This window comes from Isoptericola sediminis (genome assembly GCF_013085345.1).
GTDB lineage: Bacteria > Actinomycetota > Actinomycetes > Actinomycetales > Cellulomonadaceae > Isoptericola > Isoptericola sediminis.
Genome location: NZ_JABFAJ010000017.1, coordinates 18,060 through 37,596 on the forward strand (window position 1 = coordinate 18,060; position 19,537 = coordinate 37,596).

Annotated in this window: 23 protein-coding genes; 6 read left to right on the forward strand and 17 right to left on the reverse strand. The window is 75.6% G+C overall.

Annotation, left to right across the window (positions count from 1 at the left end; genetic code table 11):
* The first annotated feature begins 28 nt into the window (after positions 1–28).
* Together HLI28_RS09060 and HLI28_RS09065 are read left to right on the forward strand one after the other, a co-directional pair.
* Entirely contained in the window at positions 29–961 is a 933-nt protein-coding gene (locus HLI28_RS09060) for an ABC transporter ATP-binding protein (RefSeq protein WP_171247197.1), read from the forward strand.
* A complete protein-coding gene (locus HLI28_RS09065) occupies positions 958–1,758 on the forward strand; it encodes a hypothetical protein (RefSeq protein WP_171247198.1) in 801 nt (266 codons plus the stop codon). Before HLI28_RS09060 ends, HLI28_RS09065 begins: the two co-directional genes overlap by 4 nt.
* Positions 1,759–1,779: 21 nt before the next feature.
* Here the strand turns inward: HLI28_RS09065 and HLI28_RS09070 are convergent, their stop codons facing one another.
* The 3 genes from HLI28_RS09070 to HLI28_RS09080 are packed head-to-tail and all read right to left on the reverse strand — an operon-like array spanning position 1,780 to position 4,592.
* A complete protein-coding gene (locus tag HLI28_RS09070) occupies positions 1,780–2,970 on the reverse strand; it encodes a hypothetical protein (protein ID WP_171247199.1) in 1,191 nt (396 codons plus the stop codon).
* Positions 2,967–3,830, reverse strand: a complete 864-nt coding sequence (locus HLI28_RS09075; protein ID WP_171247200.1) for a cytochrome c biogenesis CcdA family protein — start codon at positions 3,828–3,830, stop codon at positions 2,967–2,969. The genes HLI28_RS09070 and HLI28_RS09075 overlap by 4 nt, the downstream gene beginning before the upstream one ends.
* Before the next feature lie 3 nt (positions 3,831–3,833).
* Positions 3,834–4,592, reverse strand: a complete 759-nt coding sequence (locus tag HLI28_RS09080; RefSeq protein WP_171247201.1) for a DsbA family protein — start codon at positions 4,590–4,592, stop codon at positions 3,834–3,836.
* Between the two features lie 78 nt (positions 4,593–4,670).
* On the opposite strand from HLI28_RS09080, the gene HLI28_RS09085 reads away from it, so the two are divergent.
* The 3 genes from HLI28_RS09085 to HLI28_RS09095 are packed head-to-tail and all read left to right on the forward strand — an operon-like array spanning position 4,671 to position 6,555.
* On the forward strand, positions 4,671–5,210 hold the full coding sequence (locus HLI28_RS09085) for a hypothetical protein (RefSeq protein ID WP_343035752.1): 540 nt from the start codon (positions 4,671–4,673) through the stop codon (positions 5,208–5,210).
* Positions 5,207–5,590: a BlaI/MecI/CopY family transcriptional regulator gene (locus HLI28_RS09090; RefSeq protein ID WP_171247202.1), complete on the forward strand. Its 384-nt coding sequence runs from the start codon at positions 5,207–5,209 to the stop codon at positions 5,588–5,590. Before HLI28_RS09085 ends, HLI28_RS09090 begins: the two co-directional genes overlap by 4 nt.
* Positions 5,587–6,555: a M56 family metallopeptidase gene (locus tag HLI28_RS09095; protein ID WP_171247203.1), complete on the forward strand. Its 969-nt coding sequence runs from the start codon at positions 5,587–5,589 to the stop codon at positions 6,553–6,555. The genes HLI28_RS09090 and HLI28_RS09095 overlap by 4 nt, the downstream gene beginning before the upstream one ends.
* Positions 6,556–6,562: 7 nt before the next feature.
* On the opposite strand, the gene HLI28_RS09100 is transcribed toward HLI28_RS09095, so the two are convergent.
* Complete coding sequence (locus tag HLI28_RS09100) at positions 6,563–8,170, reverse strand: phytoene desaturase family protein (RefSeq protein WP_171247204.1); 1,608 nt, start codon at positions 8,168–8,170, stop codon at positions 6,563–6,565.
* Positions 8,171–8,206: 36 nt separating this feature from the next.
* Between HLI28_RS09100 and HLI28_RS09105 the strand changes: the two genes are divergently transcribed.
* Complete coding sequence (locus HLI28_RS09105) at positions 8,207–9,151, forward strand: NAD(P)-dependent oxidoreductase (RefSeq protein ID WP_171247205.1); 945 nt, start codon at positions 8,207–8,209, stop codon at positions 9,149–9,151.
* Between the two features lie 22 nt (positions 9,152–9,173).
* On the opposite strand, the gene HLI28_RS09110 is transcribed toward HLI28_RS09105, so the two are convergent.
* The 13 genes from HLI28_RS09110 to HLI28_RS09170 all read right to left on the reverse strand — a co-directional run bounded on the left by HLI28_RS09110 (position 9,174) and on the right by HLI28_RS09170 (position 19,520).
* Positions 9,174–9,506, reverse strand: a complete 333-nt coding sequence (locus HLI28_RS09110) for a hypothetical protein (RefSeq protein WP_171247206.1) — start codon at positions 9,504–9,506, stop codon at positions 9,174–9,176.
* A 67-nt stretch (positions 9,507–9,573) separates the two neighbouring features.
* Positions 9,574–10,311 (reverse strand): dienelactone hydrolase family protein, encoded by a 738-nt coding sequence (locus HLI28_RS09115; RefSeq protein ID WP_171247207.1) that lies wholly within the window; start codon positions 10,309–10,311, stop codon positions 9,574–9,576.
* A 67-nt stretch (positions 10,312–10,378) separates the two neighbouring features.
* Positions 10,379–10,744: a DUF488 domain-containing protein gene (locus HLI28_RS09120; protein ID WP_171247208.1), complete on the reverse strand. Its 366-nt coding sequence runs from the start codon at positions 10,742–10,744 to the stop codon at positions 10,379–10,381.
* Between the two features lie 9 nt (positions 10,745–10,753).
* Entirely contained in the window at positions 10,754–11,149 is a 396-nt protein-coding gene (locus tag HLI28_RS09125) for a VOC family protein (RefSeq protein ID WP_171247209.1), read from the reverse strand.
* Between the two features lie 51 nt (positions 11,150–11,200).
* A complete protein-coding gene (mutM, locus tag HLI28_RS09130) occupies positions 11,201–12,136 on the reverse strand; it encodes a bifunctional DNA-formamidopyrimidine glycosylase/DNA-(apurinic or apyrimidinic site) lyase (RefSeq protein ID WP_171247210.1) in 936 nt (311 codons plus the stop codon).
* Positions 12,129–12,890, reverse strand: a complete 762-nt coding sequence (rnc, locus tag HLI28_RS09135; RefSeq protein WP_171247211.1) for a ribonuclease III — start codon at positions 12,888–12,890, stop codon at positions 12,129–12,131. The genes mutM and rnc overlap by 8 nt, the downstream gene beginning before the upstream one ends.
* A 1-nt stretch (position 12,891) precedes the next feature.
* The gene (rpmF, locus tag HLI28_RS09140; RefSeq protein ID WP_171247212.1) at positions 12,892–13,086 is read right to left on the reverse strand and encodes a 50S ribosomal protein L32; all 195 of its coding nucleotides are present in this window, start codon (positions 13,084–13,086) and stop codon (positions 12,892–12,894) included.
* A gap of 2 nt (positions 13,087–13,088) precedes the next feature.
* Entirely contained in the window at positions 13,089–13,640 is a 552-nt protein-coding gene (locus HLI28_RS09145) for a YceD family protein (protein ID WP_343035759.1), read from the reverse strand.
* A gap of 181 nt (positions 13,641–13,821) precedes the next feature.
* Positions 13,822–14,379 (reverse strand): ATP synthase subunit B family protein, encoded by a 558-nt coding sequence (locus HLI28_RS09150; protein ID WP_171247213.1) that lies wholly within the window; start codon positions 14,377–14,379, stop codon positions 13,822–13,824.
* A gap of 10 nt (positions 14,380–14,389) precedes the next feature.
* Positions 14,390–14,881, reverse strand: a complete 492-nt coding sequence (gene coaD / locus HLI28_RS09155) for a pantetheine-phosphate adenylyltransferase (protein WP_171247214.1) — start codon at positions 14,879–14,881, stop codon at positions 14,390–14,392.
* A gap of 23 nt (positions 14,882–14,904) precedes the next feature.
* On the reverse strand, positions 14,905–15,504 hold the full coding sequence (rsmD, locus tag HLI28_RS09160; RefSeq protein WP_171247215.1) for a 16S rRNA (guanine(966)-N(2))-methyltransferase RsmD: 600 nt from the start codon (positions 15,502–15,504) through the stop codon (positions 14,905–14,907).
* Between the two features lie 51 nt (positions 15,505–15,555).
* The gene (locus HLI28_RS09165) at positions 15,556–17,817 is read right to left on the reverse strand and encodes an ATP-dependent DNA helicase RecG (RefSeq protein WP_171247216.1); all 2,262 of its coding nucleotides are present in this window, start codon (positions 17,815–17,817) and stop codon (positions 15,556–15,558) included.
* Entirely contained in the window at positions 17,814–19,520 is a 1,707-nt protein-coding gene (locus HLI28_RS09170; RefSeq protein WP_343035753.1) for a DAK2 domain-containing protein, read from the reverse strand. Before HLI28_RS09170 ends, HLI28_RS09165 begins: the two co-directional genes overlap by 4 nt.
* Positions 19,521–19,537 lie beyond the last annotated feature (17 nt).

Consider the following 19,537-nt stretch of genomic DNA (forward strand, 5'->3'; position numbering starts at 1 on the left):
GGACCCGCGGCTCCGTAGCGTCCGAGACATGATCAGGATCGCATCCCTCACCCGACGGTACGGGGACCTCACGGCCGTCGACGACCTCACCTTCACCGCGTCCCCCGGACGCGTCACCGGCTTCCTCGGCCCGAACGGCGCCGGGAAGTCCACCACCCTGCGGCTCCTCACCGGACTGGCCACCCCGACCGCGGGGACGGCGACGGTGCTCGGCCGCCGGTACGCGGACCTGCCCAACCCTGGTCTGGACGTCGGGGTGCTGCTGGACGCCTCGGCCCAGCACGGCGGACGCACCGGGCGCGAGACCCTCGTGCTCGCCCAGCGCACGATGGGCCTGCCCGAGGCCCAGGTCGACGCGATGCTCGACCTCGTCGGCCTGACCCGCACCGAGTCGCGGCGGCGCGTGCGCGACTACTCCCTCGGCATGCGTCAGCGCCTCGGCATCGCCACGGCGCTGCTCGGCGACCCGCGCGTCCTGATCCTCGACGAGCCGGCGAACGGGCTGGACCCCGCCGGCATCCGCTGGATGCGCGACCTGCTGCGGTCGTTCGCCGACGACGGCGGCACCGTGCTGCTCTCCAGCCACCTGCTGGCAGAGATCGAGGCGATCGCCGACGACATCGTCGTCATCGGCCACGGCCGCGTGGTGGCAGCCGGCTCGACGGCCGAGCTGCTGGACGGGGCGGGGACCCTGGTCCGGGCGCACGACGCGGCCGCGCTGTCGGCGGCCCTGACGTCGGCGGGCTACCGCGCCACGGCCGGTGCCGACGGAGCCGTCGTCACCGACGCCGGGACCGTGGACGCCGGGCTGGTGGCCTTCGCCGCCGGCCTGCCCGTCACCGAGCTGCGGTGCGCCGACGGCACCGCGCTGGAGGAGATGTTCCTCGACCTGACCGCCGACGACCGGCGCGACCGCCCGTCCGTCGGTGCCGTCCCGATCCCGAGCGGAGCCCTCGCATGACCACCCTCGCCCCGGACACCGTCCCGCCCCTCGCACCGGCGGCACGCCGACCGGTCCCCCTGACCCGGCTCGTGGACGTCGAGCTGCGCAAGCTCGTCGACACCCGGGCGAGCCGGTGGCTGCTCGCCGCCGTCCCCCTGATCACGCTGCTCGCGGCCGTCGCCGTCGCGGTCTGGGGCCCGGACACCGAGGTGACGTTCGGCGCGTACACGGCGACCAGCCTCATGCCGCTGGAGCTGCTGCTGCCGCTGGTCGCCGTGCTGTCCGTGGCCGGGGAGTGGAGCCAGCGCTCGGCCCTGACGACCTTCGCGCTGCTCCCCCGCCGAGGACGGGTGATGGCCGCGAAGGCCGTCGCCCTGCTGCTGGTCACGCTCGCCGCGGCCGCGTCGGTGGTCCTGCTCAGCGCCGTCGCCACGGTGGTGGCCGCCCAGGCCCGCGGGCTCGACGCCGTCTGGGACCTGTCGACGACCCTGACCCTGCGCTCCGTGCTCGCCTACGCGGCAGCCGTCGCGTTCGGGTTCACGACCGCCGTGGTGCTCCGGAGCACCGCGCCGGCGATGGTGGCCTGCCTGGGGTTCCTCTTCGTCGTGCCGATGGTCTCCTCCGTGGTGGCGGGGGTCTCCGGCTGGTGGGCCGAGCACGGCGCCTGGGTCGACCTGAGCTGGTCCCTGAGCTTCCTGACGCTGCCCGGCATCACCGGGGAGCAGTGGGCGCAGGTCGGCACCGGGGGGCTGCTGTGGATCGCCCTGCCCCTGGTCCTGGGCCTGCGCCGGCTGCACCGGGTCGAGATCCGCTGAGCCACGGCGCGACCGACCCGGCTACGGCGCCGGGGGCGGCGTCGCCTCCGTGGTGGCCAGGTAGTGGTGCTCGTAGTCGGACAGGACGATGCCGCCGTCCTCGGTGACGAGGACGGGGACCACCAGGTCCCCGGTGCCCTCGGGGTCGTAGGCCTCGGCGACGTTCCCGGTGACGACGTTGTGCGCGCGCAGGGAGTCCCCCACCCGCAGGTACACGAGCGCCCCGCTGACTCCCTCGACGGTGGTCTCCTGCCCCGAGGAGGACGTCCACAGCTCGGCCCCCTCGGCGTCCAGGCCCCGCACCTCGTCGACGTCCACGGTGATCACGGTGCCCGTCGTGGGGTCGACGCCGACGTCGGTGAACCCGTCGGCCAGGACGGTCCCGTCGGCGAGGTCGACGAGGGCCTCGGACGCGTCGTCGGTGCGCACCCGCACGACGCCGGGACCGGGTGCCGGCTCGGTGGCCGCCACGAGCGCCTCCGGGTCCCAGCCCTGCGCGGCCGCGTCCAGGCGCCAGCTCTCGGCGCCGGCCGTGTCGCTGGCGACGAGGTCGTCACCCTGCCGGGTCACGACGGTGCCCCGGTACTCCCCCAGCACCGTGGCACCGTCGTCCTGCCCGAGCACCTGCCCCGTGCCGGCGTCGAGCACCACGCGTGCGTCGCCGGTGCCTATCGGCTCCGTCGGCTCCGCGCTGAACACCAGCCCGGGGCCGACCAGCGGTCCGGGGACGTCGACGGGTCCCCAGACCTGCTCGCCGGTGCTCAGGTCGTAGGCCGTGGCGCTGGTCGCGACCCCGGCCTCGCCGTCGTCGGCTGCGGGGCTGTCCGTGAGCACCGCGAGCGCCCGGCCGTCGGGGGTGGTCGTCACGGCGTAGCCGGTACGGCTGACGGGCCGGTCCGCGCTCCACAACGCCTCGCCGTCGGCGGCCACGGCCGTGAACCGCAGCAGTCCGTCCCGTTCGCCGGCGCCCAGGGTGATGCCGTCGGCCGACTGCGGGACGGCGTCCCACCCGGGGTCGACGATCCGCACGGTGTCGACCTGCAGCGGCAGGCGCAGGCCGTCCGGGTCGACCTCGGCCGGCGCCCCGACGGCGCTGGTCGGCGTGCGGTCGATCTCGACCGGGGGCGGTCCGGGCTGGTCCGCGCACCCGGCCAGCAGCAGGGCGCCCGTCAGCACGAGGGCCGGCGGGCCGGTCCGGCGGGTCCGCGTCATCGGGGGGCCTCCTCGGTCTCGGCGGCGACGGCACGCTGGCGGCGCGCCCGGTGGCGGGTCCAGACGACGACCACGACGGCGGCGACGACGAGGAGCAGCCCGACGTCGAGGACGGGGTTCGCTAGCAGGGCGCCCTGGCCCTGCAGCCACGCCTGGGTGCTCACGGGCACCAGCTCCGGCATCCCGACCAGTCCGTTGGTGGCCCAGAACAGGGCGCCGGCCGCGACGAGCAGCAGGCCGGTGACGATCGAGGTGGTGTGCAGCTCACGCCCCACCACGGTGACCGTCCGCCCCCGCAGCGCCGCACGACGGCGGTCGTCCAGCCGTCCCCAGAGCGTGGCGAGGACGAGCAGCGGCAGGACCATGCCGACGCCGTAGACGGCCAGCAGCAGCCCGGCGCCGACGACGTCGCCCTGGGCGGCGGCGAGGGTCAGGACGGCGCCGAGGATCGGGCCGGCGCAGAACCCGGCGACGCCTCCGGCCGCGCCGAGCAGGAACGTCTTGACCCACCCCGTGCGGGTCGCCGACGAACGCTGCAAGGCCCGGGCGCCGGGCAGGACCCGGGCCGGGTCGAACCCGAGCCCGAGGAGCTGGACGACGCCGAGCACGACCAGCAGGACGGCGGCGACGGTGACGACCAGGTCCCGCTGCGTGACGAACAGGGTGCCGAGCGCGCCCGCACCGACACCGAGCGGGACCAGCACGACGAGCAGCCCGGTGAGGAACACCCCGCCGTGCGCCCACAGCCGGGGGCCGGCGCCGACGGTGGAGGCGAAGAACGCGGGCAGCAGCAGCGCGCCGCAGGGGCTGAGGAGCGCGAGCGCACCACCGAGGAACGCGGTGAGGAGGCCGACCTCCATCGCTCAGCCCGCGCTCGCGGCGAGCGCCGCGTCGTAGGCGTCGCGGAACACCTGGGTCGGCTGGGCGCCGACGATCGGCTCGCCCCCGAGCAGGAACGCGGGGGTCGAGTAGGCGCCGAGGTCGAGGCCGAGCTTCTCGTTGGCGGCGACGGCCTCGGCCGTCTCGGACGAGGCCATGTCGGCGGTGAACCGCTCGACGTCCAGGCCCAGCTCGGCGGCCAGGTCGGTCAGCGCCTGCTCGGACAGCTCGGCCTCGGACCGCTTCTCCCCCTCGGGGTAGAGGGCGTCGTGGTAGGCCCAGAACTCGTCCTGGAGCCCGGCGGCGTAGGCGGCACGCGCCGCACGCTCGGAGGCCTCGCCGAAGACGTTGACGTCCCGGTACTCGATGCGCAGGTCGCCGTCCTCGGCGTGCTGCATCATCTCCGGCAGCGTCTCGTGGCTCCACTGCGCGCAGAACGGGCACTGGTAGTCGGAGAAGACGACGAGCACGACGGGGGCGTCGACCGGGCCCGCGGCGAGCGGGTCCTCGGGGTCACGGCGCTCGACGGCGGCGGGGTCGAGCTCGGCGGGCCCCTGCACGTCGGTCGGGGCGTCACCCTGCCCGGGGGCGGTCGCCGCACCGGGGGCCGCTGCCGGGCCGGCCGGTGCGTCGTCGCCGGACGACCAGAGCACGGCCGCCGCCAGCACCAGGGCCAGCACGGTGACGACGACGGCGGGCAGGACCCACGGCCGGGACGCGGTCGGGGTACGGGGGTCGGCCACGGGTTCCTCCGGGAGGTCGGCTTACTATCTGGCGTAGTCGACTATGCACCATAGTCGACGATGGGTCATCATGGCACCGTGACTCCCGTGACACCGACCCGCGCCTCCTGGCGCGACACCGCCGGCCTCGCGCTGGTCGGCCTGCGCACCTGGACACCTCGTCAGCGCGTCGTCGCCGTCGGCGCGGCGCTCGCCGTCGGCCTGCTCATCGGGTGGGCGACCGTGCTGATCCCCAACCCCGTCTTCTCCCGGGAGATCCCCCCGGTGTGGTGGAACTACCCGGTGTGGATCCTCACCTCGGCGCTGTCCGGGATGCTCGTGGCCACCTACGTCCGCTCGGCGGCGCCGGACCCGGACGAGGCCCGGTCCAGCCGGCTCGGCATGGCCGGCGGCGTGCTGGCCTGGTTCGCCGTCGGCTGCCCCGTGTGCAACAAGCTCGCCCTGCTGGCCCTCGGCTACAGCGGTGCGATCACCTGGTTCGCCCCCGTCCAGCCGTTCCTCGGCCTGGCCGCTCTCGCGCTCACCGCCGTCGCGCTCGTGTGGCGGCTGCGCGGCCAGGTGGCCTGCCCGGCACCCCCGGCGGCGCCGGCACCCGCGCCCGAGGGGGCTGCTCGATGACGGCGCGCGAGCACGACGAACCGGCCCGCCTGGGCACCCTCGAGGCCCAGGTCATGGACGTCCTGTGGGACTGCGGCGGCTGCACCGTCCGGCACGTCATCGACCGGCTCGGCGGCCGCCCCGCCTACACGACCATCGCCACGGTGCTCGGCAACCTCGAGCGCAAGGGCTTCGTGGAGCACGTGCGCGAGGGCCGCAGCGCCCGCTACCTGCCGGCCTCCAGCCGGTCCGAGCACGCCGCCGAGATCATGGAGCACGCGCTGGCGAGCAGCGGCGACCGCGCGGCCTCGATCCTGCACTTCGTCGAGGCCATGCCGGAGAGCGACCGCGCTCTGCTGCGCGACTACCTCGCGGGGCAGGACGCGACGGGGTCCGCATGACGACCGGAGTCGCCGCCCTCGCCGGACTGGGCATCGTCCTCGCGGCGCTGAGCGGTCCGTGGCTCGTCCGCCGTGCCGCGCCCGCCCTGGTCCGGGCACCGCTGACCGCGGCCGTCGTGCTCACCGGGGGTGTCCTGCTCTGGCTGGCCGCCGTGCTCGCCGTCGGTCCGATGCTCGCCTGGACCCTCTCCGGTCCCGCCGTGCTGCCCGGGGCGGCCGGTGACGTGTGCCGGCGGTGCCTGGCCGCGGCCGACCCGTTCGCCGGCACCCCGCTCGACACCGCCGTGCCCGTGGTGCTGCTGCTGGCGGTGCCCGCCGTCGTCGCCGGGGTGCTGGCCACCGTGCTCGGCCGCGACCTGCTGCGGCGCCGACGCGAGACCGCCCGGACGGCCGCCGTCCTGCGGTCCACCGGTGCGCCGCGGGTCGTCGGCGGGCACCGGGTGCTGGTCGTGCCCGACGACGCGGCGGCCGCGTTCGCCCTGCCGGCCCGGCACGGCGGCGTCGTGGTGACGACCGGCGCGCTCGAGGCCCTCGACGAGACGGGGCTCGCTGCTGTCCTCGCCCACGAGGACGCCCACCTGCGCCAGCGCCACCACGTCGTGGCGGCGGTCGTCGAGGCCCTGGCGACCCACCTGCGCTGGATCCCCGTGGTGGCCGCCGTCGCGGACGCCGTGCCCACCTACCTGGAGATCGCCGCCGACGACGTCGCCCGGCACCGCGTCGGCACGACCGCGCTCGCCGGGGCGCTGCTCACGCTCGGCGACGCCCCTGACCGCGCCCCGGTCGCCGTCGGTGCCCTGCACGCCGGCGGACCGGACCGGATCCGGCACCTCGTCGCTCCCGGCACGGCGTCCGCCGGCACCTGGCCGGCCGTCGCCGTCGGGGCGCACCTCGGGGTGCTCGCCGCCGTGGCCCTGGCCGTCCACGTGCCGTACGCGGGCGCCCTGCTCTCGGGGTGCGCCTAGTCACGCCTCAGTCGAGCAGCGCCATGGCGGCCGCCCGGCCCGGGATGCCGCTCACTCCCCCGCCGCGGCGCGCACCGGCCCCGGCGAGCAGGACCTGGGGGTGCAGCGTCTCCACGCCCCAGGTCCCCGGGGCGTCGAGGCCCTCGGGGTCGGCATCCTCGTCCGCCCACGGCCACGACAGGTCACGGTGGAAGATGTGCCCGCCGGGCAGCCCGACGCTGCGCTCCAGGTCCACCGGCGTGCGCGCCTCGAGGCAGGGCTCGCCGTCCGGGCCCCGCCACAGCACGTCCTCGATCGGCTCGGCCAGCACGGAGTCCAGGGAACGCAGGGTGGCCGCGAGCGCCGCCTCGCGGGCGGTGTCGTGGTCCTCCCGGAACAGCCGGGCGGGCATGTGCAGCCCGAACAGCGTCAGCGTCTGCGCCCCGGCCGCCCGCAGGTCGGGACCCAGGATCGTGTCGTCCGTCAGGGAGTGGCAGTAGATCTCGCACGGCGGCGTCTCGGGGATCCGGCCGGCCGCGGCCTGGGCGTGGGCGGTCTGCAGCTCGTCGAAGGACTCGTGCACGTGGAAGGTCCCGCTGAACGCGGCGACCGGGTCGACGTCCTCGCGCAGCCGCGGCAGCCGGCGCAGCAGCATGTTGACCTTGAGCTGGGCACCCTCGGGCGCCGCGTCCGTGGCCCGGCCCGACGGCGTCGCGCCGGCGGCGTCGAGCAACGCGTCCAGCACGCTGGGGGCCGCCCCGCTGACGACCGCCCCGGCCCGCACCCCGCGGGTCCGCCCGCCGTCCGCGGTCCACGCGACCTCGGCGTCCCCGCCGGTCGGCCCGGGGTCGACCGCCGTCACCTCGGCACCGGTGACGATCGTCGCCCCGGCGGCGAGCGCCGCGTCGCGCAGCGCACCGGAGACCGCCCCCATCCCGCCGACGGGCACGTCCCAGTCCCCCGTGCCGCCGCCGATCACGTGGTAGAGGAAGCAGCGGTTCTGGATCAGCGAGGCCTCGTCCAGGTCGGCGAAGGTCCCGATGAGACCGTCCGTGGCCGCCACGCCGCGCACGACGTCGGCGTCGAACCGCTCGCGCAGCGTCCGGCCGAGCGGCTGCTCGACGACGGCCCGCCACAGCGCGTCGTCGCCCACCCGGGCGCGTGCCTCGGCCGCGGACAGCAGCGGCTCGGTGACCGTGGGGAAGACCCGACCCGCCAGCCGCTCCAGGTCGGCGGACAGCTCCTGCCAGCGGGTGTGGTCGCGCCCCGCCCCGATCGCCTCGAACGAGGCCCGGGTGGCGTCGTCGGACCCGGTGTCCACCAGCAGGCCGCGGTCGCCCACGGGCGTGTAGGAGGAGTAGCGGCGCCGCGCCAGACGCAGCGACAGCCCGAGCTCGTCGACGACCTGGCGCGGCATGAGCGAGACCAGGTAGGAGTAGCGCGACAGCCGCGCGTCCACACCGTCGAACACCGGGGCCGACACGGACGCCCCGCCGACGTGGTCGAGCCGTTCGAGCAGCAGCACCGACCGGCCGGCCCGGGCGAGGTAGGCGGCGGCCGTCAGGCCGTTGTGCCCTCCCCCGACGACCACGACGTCGTAGCGGGCGGCGGTGCGGGGCGGAGGCGCAGGTTCCATGCGGGTCATCGTGGCACGGCGGGTAACGTCACCGCCGTGAAGATCCTCGTGCCGAGCAACGTGCCCTTCGACCTGACCGTCGACGTCGAGGGGGTGGACGCCGTCGGCTACGTCATGCGTGAGGAGATCCCCGCCGCGCACGTGGACGCCGAGGCGATCGTCACCTGGGCGAGCCCGCAGCGGGTCATGGACGACGCCGCGCGCCGGCTGACGAACCTGCGCTGGGTGCAGACCCTCAACGCGGGCCCCGACCAGGCGCTCGCCACCGGCTTCGCCCCCGAGGTGGTCATCTCCTCCGGGCGCAGCCTGCACGACGCGACCGTGGCCGAGCACACCCTCGCCCTGCTGCTCGCCTCCGTCCGGCGGATCGACCGCACGCTGGAGGCGCAGCGCCGGCACGCGTGGGACCGGGACCTCGGTCGCGAGCAGGCCCGCGACGAGCAGGCGTTCACGCTGCACGGCGCGCACGTCGTGATCTGGGGCTTCGGGTCGATCGCTGCTCGGCTCACCCCGCTGCTCGAGGCCCTGGGCGCCCACGTCACGGGCGTGGCGTCGTCGGGCGGTGAGCGGTACGGCCGTCCGGTGGTCGGCCAGGACCGCCTGGGCGAGCTGCTGCCGACGACGGACGTGCTGATCTCCCTGCTGCCCGCGACCGCGGCCACCCACCACGCGCTGGACGCGTCGGTCCTCGCGCTGCTGCCGGCCCGCGCCCGGTTCGTCAACGCCGGACGCGGCACCACGGTCGACGAGGCGGCCCTGGCCGAGGCGCTGCGCTCGGGATCGATCGCCGGGGCCGCCCTCGACGTCACGGAGACCGAGCCGCTGCCCGCCGACTCCGCGCTCTGGGACACCCCGCACCTGATCCTCACCCCGCACGTCGCCGGTGGGCGTCCGCAGGGGGCGTCCGCGTTCGTCACCGCGCAGGTGCGGCGGTGGCGCGAGGGCGGGGCCGCAGCGCTGGAGAACGTCGTCGCGCGCTGACCGGCCACCGGGGCGGGGAGGCTCAGGACCCGGCGGTCTCGGGAGCGGCGGGCATCCGCTGCTGACGTCGGTACCGGCGCTCCTGGACGAGGGTCGCGACGATGGTCACGCCGAAGAACAGCCCGACCGCGCGCAGCCGGTCCTCCACCGTGGACGTCGCCAGCACGGCCACGAGCAGGACGAGCACGGCCCCGAGGTAGAGCGCGAACCACCCGTGCTGCCGCGGGTCCCGCAGGTCTCGGGCCTCCCAGTAGCGTCCGGTGAGGAACGACGCCGCCATCGGCCCCGCGAGCGTCGTCAGCGAGCCGATCATCTGGGCGTCGTCCACGCGGTCTCCTTCGACGGTGCTGGTCACGGCGGTCCGAGCCTAGGGCCTCCGCCGGATGCGCGGTAGGGGACGCGGCGATGCGACCGGTGCCGGGTCACGAGCGGTGCCCGTCGTCGCTCGACCCGAGGTGCTCGTCGAAGAAGGCCACGATGCGCCGGCGCGCGGCGTCGGCGGAGTCGGCGTGGTAGCCGGACCGGACGAACCGCCCCGGGACGAACGCCCACAGCGGCATCTCCTCGCGGGGGTGGTCGTTGAGGAACGAGTGCCCGGCACCCTCGTAGACGGTGACCTGGTGCGGGACCTCGGCGCGGGTCAGGGCCCGCTCGAGCCGGGCGGGGGCATCGGCCAGGCTGCGGTCCAGCGCCCCGTAGCTGCCGAGGACCGGGCAGGCGTCGGCGAGGAGCTCGTCCGCGTCCTCGGGGACACCGCCGTAGTTGACGCTCGCCGCCTGGTACCGGCCGCCGCCCGCGAGCAGCACCGCGAAACCGCCGCCGAGGCAGAAGCCGATGACGCCCACCCGCCCGGTGCAGTCCTCGTGGGCGGCCAGCCAGGACCGGGTCGCCTCGAGCTCGTCGAACCCGCGGCCCCGACGGCGCACGAGGGAGCGCATCGCCGACACCACGCACCACAGCCGCGGCCCGCGGTGCAGCAGGTCGGGCGCGACGGCGAGGAACCCGTGGTCGGCGAGCCACTCGCACTGGCGACGCAGGTCGGTCGTCATGCCCAGGGCGTCGTGGATCACCACCACGCCCGGCCACGGCGGTCTGTCGGCAGGACGCGCGAGGTAGACCGGCAGCGGGCCGTCGTCCGTCTCCACGGTCGTCAGGGCCATGGGCTCAGCCACCCTCCATGAAGCGGTTCCGCTCCAGCGTAGTGACGCGGACGGGCCACGCCCGCTGTCAGCGCCCGGGATCGTCGGCGAGCAGCTCGGCCAGCACCGGCAGGTGGCTGCCGTCGACCTCGCGGGTGGAGGTCACCAGCGTGACCGTTCCCCGTCGCGCGATGTCGCGCAGCTCGGCGAGGGCGTCCGCCCCCGGCCCCGGCGTCTCCAGCTCGGACCGGTACCGGTCACGGAACTCGGCGGCACGGTCCGGGTCGTGGGCGTACCAGCGACGCAGCTCGGTCGAGGGCGCGACGTCCCGGAGCCAGACGCCGACCCGTGGGTCGCCCTCGCGCACGCCCCGCGGCCAGAGCCGGTCGGCCAGCACCCGACGGCCGTCGTCGGGACCGGGCTCGGTGTACACACGCGCGAGGTGCACCGTCATGGTCCGAGCCTAGGGCGCGGCGTCCACCGGCAGCGGGTCGAGCCGCCGACGCAGCAGGCAGAACTCGTTGCCCTCGGGGTCGGCGAGCACGTGCCACGGCTCGTCTCCCGTCTGGCCGACGTCGGCCGGGCGTGCACCCAGCGCCAGGAGCCGCTCGAGCTCGGCGTCCTGGTCACGGTCGGTCGGGTTGACGTCGAGGTGCAGCCGCGGCTTCGCCGGCTCGGGGTCCGGGTGCGGACTGAGGATGATCGTCGGCTGCGGGCCCCCGAACCCGGACCGCGGACCGATCTCCAGGGCGCCGTGGTCCTCGTCGAGCACCACGTAGTCGAGGACCTCGCACCAGAACCTCGCCAACGCCGCGGGGTCCCTGCACTCGAGCACCAGCTCGCTGAGTCGACATGCCATGGTCGCGACCCTAGGGGTGCCCGTCGGCGGACGCGAGGGAATTCCGCGCGGTCACCAGCGGCCGTGGCGGGGGCGCGGCTGGCAGCGCGGGCAGGTGTACGACGACCGGTTCATGAACTCGTCCCGGCGCACGGGCGTCCCGCAGCGCGGGCAGGCCTCGCCGAGGCGGCCGTAGACGGCCAGCGCCCGCGAGAAGTAGCCGGACTCGCCGTTGACGTTGACGTACAGGGCGTCGAAGCTCGTGCCGCCCTGCGTCAGCGCCTCGGCCATGACCTCCGTGGCGGCGTCGAGCACGCGCCGCACGACGGGGCGCGTCATCGTGTCGGTGGCGCGAGCGTAGTGCACGCGGGCGCGCCACAGCGCCTCGTCGGCGTAGATGTTGCCCACCCCGGACACGACGGTCTGGTCCAGCAGCGCCCGCTTGATCCCGGTCCGACGACGGCGGACGCGCTCGACCAGGGCGTCACGGTCGAGCGCGGGGTCGAGCAGGTCGCGGCCGATGTGCGCCACGGGTTCCGGCACCGCGGCCAGCGGGCTGCCGTGCCCGCCGGGCGCGCCGTCCGACGTCGGGGCGAGGTCGGTGACGGAGAGGTGCCCGAAGGTGCGCTGGTCGACGAAGTCCAGGTGGTGCGCCCCCGACGGCGCCTCGTCCAGGTGGATCCGGACGCGCAGGTGGGGGTGCGCCCACTCCCCCGCGACAGCCGGGTCGCGCACCAGGAGCTGACCGGACATGCCCAGGTGCGCCAGCAGGGCGGCCGCCGGTTCGCCCGCGGCGGCGGGGTCGGTCAGCGGGAGCCAGAGATACTTGCCCCGCCGCGCGGCCCCGGCCAGCCGGCGGCCGCGGAGCTGGTCGGCGAACCCGGTCGGTCCGCCCTCGTGCCGACGCACCGAGTAGTCGCGGAACACCTCCACGTCCTGGACGACGGCACCGGTCACGAGCCGGTCGAGGCCGTCGCGGACGGTCTCGACCTCGGGGAGCTCAGGCACCGGCCGGCTGCTCCCCCGGACCGGCGCCCGCGTCCTGCGCCTGGCCCGGCAGGGGCAGGGCGACCACGGCGCGGTAGGCCTGCTCGGCGGCGGCCTGCTCGGCGTGCTTCTTCGCGGTGCCCTCGCCGAGCCCCGTCACGGGGCCCGCGGTGACCTGCGCCGAGAAGCGGCGCGCGTGCTCAGGACCCTCGCCGGTGACCTCGTAGACCGGGGCGTCGAACCCCCGCTCGGCCACCGCCTCCTGCAGCGAGGTCTTCCAGTCCAGCCCGGCGCCCAGGTCGGCCGCGGCCTCCATCGTGTCGTCGACGAGCCGGAGCACCAGGTCGCGGGCGACCTCGAGACCGTGCGAGAGGTACGTGGCGCCGAGCAGCGCCTCGACGGTGTCCGACAGGATCGAGTCCTTGTCGAACCCGCGGGTGCGCTTCTCGCCCTTGCCCAGCAGGACGTAGCGGCCCAGCTCGAGCCGGCGGGCCACCGCCGCGAGGGACCGCTGCGACACCGTCGCCGCCCGCATCTTCGCGAGCTCGCCCTCGGGCTTGTCCGGGTGACGCCGGTACAGCGCCTCGGTCACCACCAGCCCGAGCACCGTGTCCCCGAGGAACTCCAGGCGCTCGTTGGTGGGGATCCCGCCGGCCTCGTGCGCGAACGACCGGTGGGTCAGGGCAAGCACGAGAAGCTCGGGATCCAGATGGACCCCGAGCTTCTCGAGAAGTGCTGACGGCTCCGGACGTTCTCCGTTGCCGCGTGCAGGCATGTCAGCCCGCGTGCTCGGTGCGCAGCGCCTCGGCGTACTGACGGCCCTTGTAGGAGCCGCAGGTCGGGCACGCGGCGTGCGACAGCTTCTGGCCCTTGCACTGGGGGCAGGTCGCGAGCGGCGCTGCGGTGGTCTTCCACTGCGAGCGGCGCGCGCGGGTGTTGCTGCGCGACATCTTGCGCTTGGGAACAGCCACGGTCAGCTCTCTTTCGTCTCGTCGGACACGCTCGACTCCTCGAGCATGGTCTGCAGCGCCGCCCATCGGGGGTCGACGATGTCATGGTGGTGCTCGGGGTCGTCCTCCAGCCGTGCTCCGCACTCGGAGCACAGACCGGGGCAGTCCGGCCGGCACAGCGGTTGAAATGGTAGTGCAGTGACCAGCGAATCCCGAACCACGGGCTCGATGTCCGCCTGGTCGTCGATCAGCAGGGCCTCGTCCTCGGCCTCCTCGTCCCCGGCTTCCTCGGCGGCCTCGGCACGCTCGGGGTAGACGAAGAGCTCCTGGACACGGACGGTGACCTCCTGGGAGATCGGGTCCAGGCACCGCGCGCACTCACCGACCGCGGTGCCGCGCACGACGCCGGAGACGAGCACGCCCTCCATGACGGCCTCGAGGCGCAGCCCGAGGGTCAGGTCGGCGCCCTCGGGCACACCGATGACCGCCGTGCCCAGGTCTGCGGGCGCGGCGACGACGGTCGCGACCTCCCGCATGGTCCCGGGACGCCGCGAGAGCTCGTGCGTGTCGAGCACGAGCGGCGAGCGCTTGGCGGTGGTGATGGTGATGCTCCAGACGACGGCGCCGAGCACGGCGCGGTGTGCAGGTGGGACGGTCCTCACGGACCAGCGGTTCAGTCTACGCGATCGCCCCGCGCGGGCCAACGCACCCACGACGTGACGTACGCAACGGCACCGGCCCCGTCGCCCGCCGATGTCAGGCGCTGCGGCGGTCGCCCGAGTCGTCCTCGTCGGGCCACTCGGGGTCGGAGACCGCGTCCCAGCGCACGCGCGGGGACCCCGTGCCGAGACGCTCGGCCAGCTTCGACCGGCCCGCCCGGACCTGGGTGGTCAGCCGCCCCAGGTCGGCCTCGAAGTCGGCCAGCCGCCCGTCGCAGTACTCGTCGGCGTCGGCGCGCAGCGCCGCGGCCCTGCGCTCCGCCTCGGCGACGATGTCCGCCGCGCGGGACTCCGCCTGCACGACGACCTGCTCGTCCTGCACCAGCTCGATGGCGCGCGCCCGCGCCGTGGCCACGATCTCCTCGGCACGGCGGTGGGCGTCCTCGAGGGTGCGTTCGGCGTCCGCCAGCACCTCGTCCGCCCGGGCGACCTGGGTGGGCAGGTTGTCGCGCAGCTCGGCCACGAGCCCCAGCGCCTGGTCGCGGTCGATCTTGATGTTGGTCGACAGCGGCGACGTGCGCGCCTCCTCCACGAGCGCGGCCAGGTCGTCGATGATCTCCAGCAGTCCGGCGGTCGGGTTCGGGGTGTCGGTCATGTCGTGCTCCTCACGCACGGTGCGCCATGGCGGAGCGCACCGCCTCGGCCGCGGCGGACGGGACGAGGTCGTCGATCGGTCCGCCGTGCCGGGCGATGTCCTTGACCAGCGACGACGCCACGTGGGCGTACCGCTGCTCCGCCGGCAGGAAGATGGTCTCCACCCCGCTCAGGTGGCGGTTCATCAGGGCCATGGGGTGCTCGCCGTCGAAGTCGGCGCCGCCGCGCAGCCCCTTGACGACGGCCGCCGCCCCGGCCTCCCGGCAGAAGTCGACCAGCAGGCCCGGGACCACGTCGACGCGGACGTCGGCGGTCTCCGGGTCGTCCGCGACGGCGGCGCGCACCAGGTCGACCCGCTGGTCGGCGGTCAGCAGGGCGTTCTTGGCGGCGTTGCGGGCGACCCCCACCACGACGACGTCGAACAGGCGGTTCGCCCGACGCACGATGTCGAGGTGCCCGAGCGTGATCGGGTCGAAGGACCCGGGACAGACGGCGATGCTCACGTCGCCCACGGTAGGTCGGGCGGTCACGTTTCCGTGGGACCTTCCTCGGCCTGCCGCCGTTCGGCGTAGTGCACGACCGTGTCCCCGTACCGCTTGGCCGACAGCTCGACGAGCGCGTCCGGCCAGACGAAAGGTGCGCCCCGCCGGGCCTGCTCGAGGACGACGACGGCGTCGGGCGCCAGCACGCCGGGGACGGCCAGATCGGCGAGCACCCGGTTGAGCACGTCCGGGTCCAGGTCGTAGGGCGGGTCGATGAGCACGAGGTCGTACCCGTCGCCCGGCCCGCCGTCGGCCGCGATCCGGGCCGCGGTCCGCTCCGCCGGTTCGGCGAGCACGCGCACGACGCGGTCGAGGCCGAGGTCGGCGGCGTTGCGGCGGGCGATGTCGGCGGCCTGCCGCGCCGCGTCGACGAGCAGGACCTCGGCAGCGCCGCGGCTGGCGGCCTCGAGGCCGAGCGCGCCCGACCCCGCGAAGAGGTCCAGCACACGGGCGCCGTCGACGACGCCGAGGTGCTCGAGCCGCGAGAACATCGCCTCCCGGACGCGTTCGCTGGTGGGGCGGGTGCCCGACGGCGGCACGGTCAACGCCCGCCCACCGACGGTTCCGGCGACGATCCTGGTCATGGCCCGGACTCTACCTGCGCCCACGACGGCGTCGGGAGCGGATCGGCACGCTCAGGCGCGCTCGAGGAACTCCTCCTGCTCGGCGTCGAGCTGGACGGCGATCGCCGCGGCCAGCACGGGGTGCTGACCGAGGCCGGGGTCGGCGTCGACGACCCCGGTGGCCTCGGTGCGCGCCGAGTCGATGAGGTCGGCGTCCTGGACCACGCGGAGCAGGCGCAGGGAGCTGGTGCGTCCGGACTGCGCGGCGCCGAGCACGTCACCCTCGGAGCGCAGCTCGAGGTCGAGGGTGGCGAGCTCGAACCCGTCGGTGGTGGCGGCCAGCGCCTCGACGCGGGCGGCAGCCGGGGTGCCGGGCCGCGCGGTCGACACCAGCAGGCACAGACCCGGGTCGGACCCGCGACCGATGCGGCCCCGCAGCTGGTGGAGCTGGGAGATGCCGAACCGGTCGGCGTCGAAGACCACCATGACGGTGGCCTCGGGCACGTCGACACCGACCTCGACGACGGTCGTGGACACCAGGACGGGCGCCTGGCCGGCGGCGAACCGCGCCATCGCGGACTCCTTGTCGGCGGGTGCCATCTGGCCGTGCAGCACCCCGACCTCGACGCCCGCGAGCCGCGGCTCGGCGCGCAGCGCCTCCGCGACCTCGAGCACGGCACGCAGCGGGGCACGGTCGGAGCCACCGCCGTCGGGCTCGGTGAGCTCGAGGAACTCCGGGACCTCGTCGAAGTCCTGTCCCGGCCCCGCCCGCCGTGCCGAGGTGTCGCCGTCGTCGTCGGGATGGATGCGCGGGCACACCACGTAGGCCCGCCGGCCGGCGTCGACCTCCTCGCGGACCTTCTCCCACACCCGTTGCATCCACCGGGGGTTGTCCGCGGGGACCACGTGGGAGGTGATGCCGGAGCGGCCCGCCGGGATCTCGGTGAGGGTCGAGGTGGTGAGGTCGCCGAACACCGTCATCGCCACGGTGCGCGGGATGGGTGTGGCGGTCATGACCAGCAGGTGCGGGGCCACCCGGGCCTTGGCCCGCAGGGCGTCCCGCTGCTCGACGCCGAACCGGTGCTGCTCGTCGACGACGACCAGCCCCAGGTCGGCGAACTGCACCTGGTCACCCAGCAGCGCGTGCGTGCCCACGACGATTCCCGCCTCGCCGCCGGCGGCCTCCAGCAGCGCCTCCTTGCGGGCGGCCGCGTTCAGCGAGCCGGTGAGCAGGGCGACGCGGGTGCCGTGGGCCGCTCCGCCGAGCAGACCACCCTCGGCGAGCGGGCCCAGCATCGCGCGCAGCGTGCGGGCGTGCTGCGCGGCGAGCACCTCGGTGGGGGCGAGCAGCGCCGCCTGCCCACCGGCATCGATGACCTGCAGCATCGCCCGCAGCGCCACGACCGTCTTGCCGGATCCCACCTCGCCCTGCAGCAGGCGCTGCATCGGGCGCGGGCGGGCGAGCTCGCCGGCGATCTCGTCCCCCACCGCGCGCTGGCCCCCGGTGAGCGTGAACGGCAGGGCGGCGTCGAAGTCGGCGAGCAGACCGCCCTCGCCGTCGGGGCGGGGCGGCCGCGCGGTGGCCTCCTGCTCGGCGACGGCGGATCGACGCTGGGCGAGCGCCGCCTGCAGCACGAAGGCCTCCTCGAACCGCAGCCGGCGCCGTCCCGCCTGCCAGTCCTGCGCCGCCTCCGGCACGTGCACGGCACGCAGGGCGTCCAGCCGGGTCGGCAGCCCCAGCCGGGAGCGGACCTCGTCCGGGACGGGGTCGGGCACCTCGTCCTCCGTGAGCGGGTCCAGGACGGTCCGCACGGCCCGCTGGATGCGCCACGTCGGCACCGCGGCGGTGGCCGGGTAGATCGGGATCGGGCGCGAGGCCTCGCTCAGGGCGGACTCGTCGTCGTCGGCGTCGACCCCAACCAGCACGTAGTCCGGGTGGGTGAGCTGGCGGGTGCCGCGGTACTCGGAGACCACACCGGTGAACAGCCCCGACCGCCCCGGACGCAGCTTGTCCTCGTGCGGGCGCAGCGCGCCGGGACGCTTGGCGAAGAAGGTCAGGGCCAGCTCGTGCCGTCCGTCGGTCACCGTCGCCTGCAGCAGGGCGCCGCCGCGGCTGCGCATCGGGCGCACCGTGGCGCTCGCGACGCGTGCCATCACGGTGACGTGCTCCCCGAGCTGCAGGCGGTCCATGTCGGTGAGGGTGCCGGGTTCGCCGTAACGGCGCGGGTAGTGCCGGAGCAGGTCGTCGATCGTGACCAGACCCATCTTCTCGAGCGGCCCCGCGGCCCGCTTGCCCAGGGTGGCGGTCAGCGGCTCGGACAGCCGCGGGGTCATCGCCCGCCCCCGTCGCGCAGGGGCAGCAGCGCGTCGTTGACGACGTCCTCGACCGGCTCGACGCCGATCCCGACCCGGTCACCCGGGCGTCCGGTGGCGAGCACGACGACGTCGGCCCCGGGCGCGCACGCGGCGGCCCGGTCCACGACCTGCCCCAGCACGACGGCTCCGACGTCGGCGTCGGGCAGCACGGCGACGATCCCGGGGTCCTCGCACTCCTCGACCAACCGGACGACGGCGGTCGCGGCGTCGGCGGCGGCCACCCGGTCGGCCCGCAGACGCCGGTGCGCCGACAGCACCACGCCCGGCACGTCGAGGGCGTCCCCGCCGGCCCGCACCGCGTCCAGCGCACCGGCGAGCGCCGACACCGCGGTGACGAGGTGGACGTCGTCGGGGGCCGGTACGGCCGCGAGCCGGGGCTGGTCGCCCGGACCCCCGTGGGCGACGTCCCGGGCGACCAGGTCGTCGATCGCGTCGTCCAGCCCCTCCAGCAGCTCCGGCGAGGCCATGACGAGCACGTTCGGGGTCCCGGCAGCGACCGCCGCCTGCGCCAGGTCGTCGACGGCGGGAGCGGTGTCGAGGTCCAGCAGCACGACCGCACCGCCGGTGGCGAGCTCGGCGGCCAGCGCCGGTGCCGAGGTCGTCACCACCACGGCCCAGTCGGTGGGGGGCACCGCGAGGTGGCGCACGTGGACGTGGGAGATGGTGCCCCGCTCGGCCCAGCGGCGGGGCACCGCCAGGGCGGCGTCGAGGTCCGGTGCGTGCACGTGCGCCTGCCAGAGCGAGTCCACGTCGTCGGCGCTGCCGCCGACCACGACGACGGAGTTGCCGACCCGGTCGAGGTCGGCGCGCAGGGCGTCGGCCACGGCCCCCGGGACGAACCCGTCCGCGTCGGCGGAGCGGTGCAGCACGAACATCAGCTCGACCTCGTCGAGGCCGCCGGACTCCGGTTCGGCGACGTCGGCGGGCACCTCCGCCGCCATGTCGTCGCCGACGGGGGCGTGGCCGCGCAGGTCCATGTCGAGCAGCACGGGCGCCGTGGCGCCGGGCACCGGCGAGACCCCCGCCTCTCCCGCCGCCTGCTGGGCGGCGGCCAGGGACGCGAGCACCAGGACCAGGCCGCAGGCCCCGGCGTCGAGCACCCCGGCGTCGCGCAGGGGAGCCAGCGACCCGACGCTGCGCAGGGCCGCCTCCCGCGCCCCTCGCCGGGCGGCGTCGAGGACGCTGAGCCGTCGCGGCGCCCCGAGCGGCCCCACCATGCCGCCGGCCTCGGCGTGCCGGGCAGCGGCCGCCGCGGCGTCGGCGGCCGTGAGGATCGTGCCGGGCATCGGGTGCGCCACGGCGCGGCGGGCCGACCGTGCCGCGACGTCCAGACCGACGCCCAAGGTGTCCTGCCGGCTCGCGGCGACCGCGAACCCGCGCAGCCACTCGCTGAGGATGACCCCGGAGTTGCCGCGGGCGCCGAGCAGGGCGGCCCGGGCGGCGACCCGCAGCAGCTTGGCCCCGCCGCTGGCGGCATCCGCGTCGTGGACGGCCCCGGCGGCCTCGCGGACGGTCAGGTACATGTTGGTCCCCGTGTCGCCGTCGGCGACGGGGAACACGTTGACCCCGTCGAGCTCCGGTCGGGCGATGTCGAGGGCCTCGACCACCGTGTGCGCCCAGGTGCGCACCACGACGGCGTCCAGGAGCTCGGGCTGATCCACGCTGCCCACCGTAGCGG

What these genes read in the sequence shown, in the direction of transcription:
- HLI28_RS09060 (WP_171247197.1), top strand. Translation starts at nt 29, where the DNA reads ATGATCAGGATCGCATCCCTCACCCGACGGTACGGGGACCTCACGGCC.
- HLI28_RS09065 (WP_171247198.1), top strand. Translation starts at nt 958, where the DNA reads ATGACCACCCTCGCCCCGGACACCGTCCCGCCCCTCGCACCGGCGGCA.
- HLI28_RS09070 (WP_171247199.1), bottom strand. Translation starts at nt 2,970, where the DNA reads ATGACGCGGACCCGCCGGACCGGCCCGCCGGCCCTCGTGCTGACGGGC.
- HLI28_RS09075 (WP_171247200.1), bottom strand. Translation starts at nt 3,830, where the DNA reads ATGGAGGTCGGCCTCCTCACCGCGTTCCTCGGTGGTGCGCTCGCGCTC.
- HLI28_RS09090 (WP_171247202.1), top strand. Translation starts at nt 5,207, where the DNA reads ATGACGGCGCGCGAGCACGACGAACCGGCCCGCCTGGGCACCCTCGAG.
- HLI28_RS09095 (WP_171247203.1), top strand. Translation starts at nt 5,587, where the DNA reads ATGACGACCGGAGTCGCCGCCCTCGCCGGACTGGGCATCGTCCTCGCG.
- HLI28_RS09100 (WP_171247204.1), bottom strand. Translation starts at nt 8,170, where the DNA reads ATGGAACCTGCGCCTCCGCCCCGCACCGCCGCCCGCTACGACGTCGTG.
- HLI28_RS09115 (WP_171247207.1), bottom strand. Translation starts at nt 10,311, where the DNA reads ATGGCCCTGACGACCGTGGAGACGGACGACGGCCCGCTGCCGGTCTAC.
- HLI28_RS09120 (WP_171247208.1), bottom strand. Translation starts at nt 10,744, where the DNA reads ATGACGGTGCACCTCGCGCGTGTGTACACCGAGCCCGGTCCCGACGAC.
- HLI28_RS09125 (WP_171247209.1), bottom strand. Translation starts at nt 11,149, where the DNA reads ATGGCATGTCGACTCAGCGAGCTGGTGCTCGAGTGCAGGGACCCCGCG.
- rnc (WP_171247211.1), bottom strand. Translation starts at nt 12,890, where the DNA reads ATGCCTGCACGCGGCAACGGAGAACGTCCGGAGCCGTCAGCACTTCTC.
- HLI28_RS09150 (WP_171247213.1), bottom strand. Translation starts at nt 14,379, where the DNA reads ATGACCGACACCCCGAACCCGACCGCCGGACTGCTGGAGATCATCGAC.
- rsmD (WP_171247215.1), bottom strand. Translation starts at nt 15,504, where the DNA reads ATGACCAGGATCGTCGCCGGAACCGTCGGTGGGCGGGCGTTGACCGTG.
- HLI28_RS09165 (WP_171247216.1), bottom strand. Translation starts at nt 17,817, where the DNA reads ATGACCCCGCGGCTGTCCGAGCCGCTGACCGCCACCCTGGGCAAGCGG.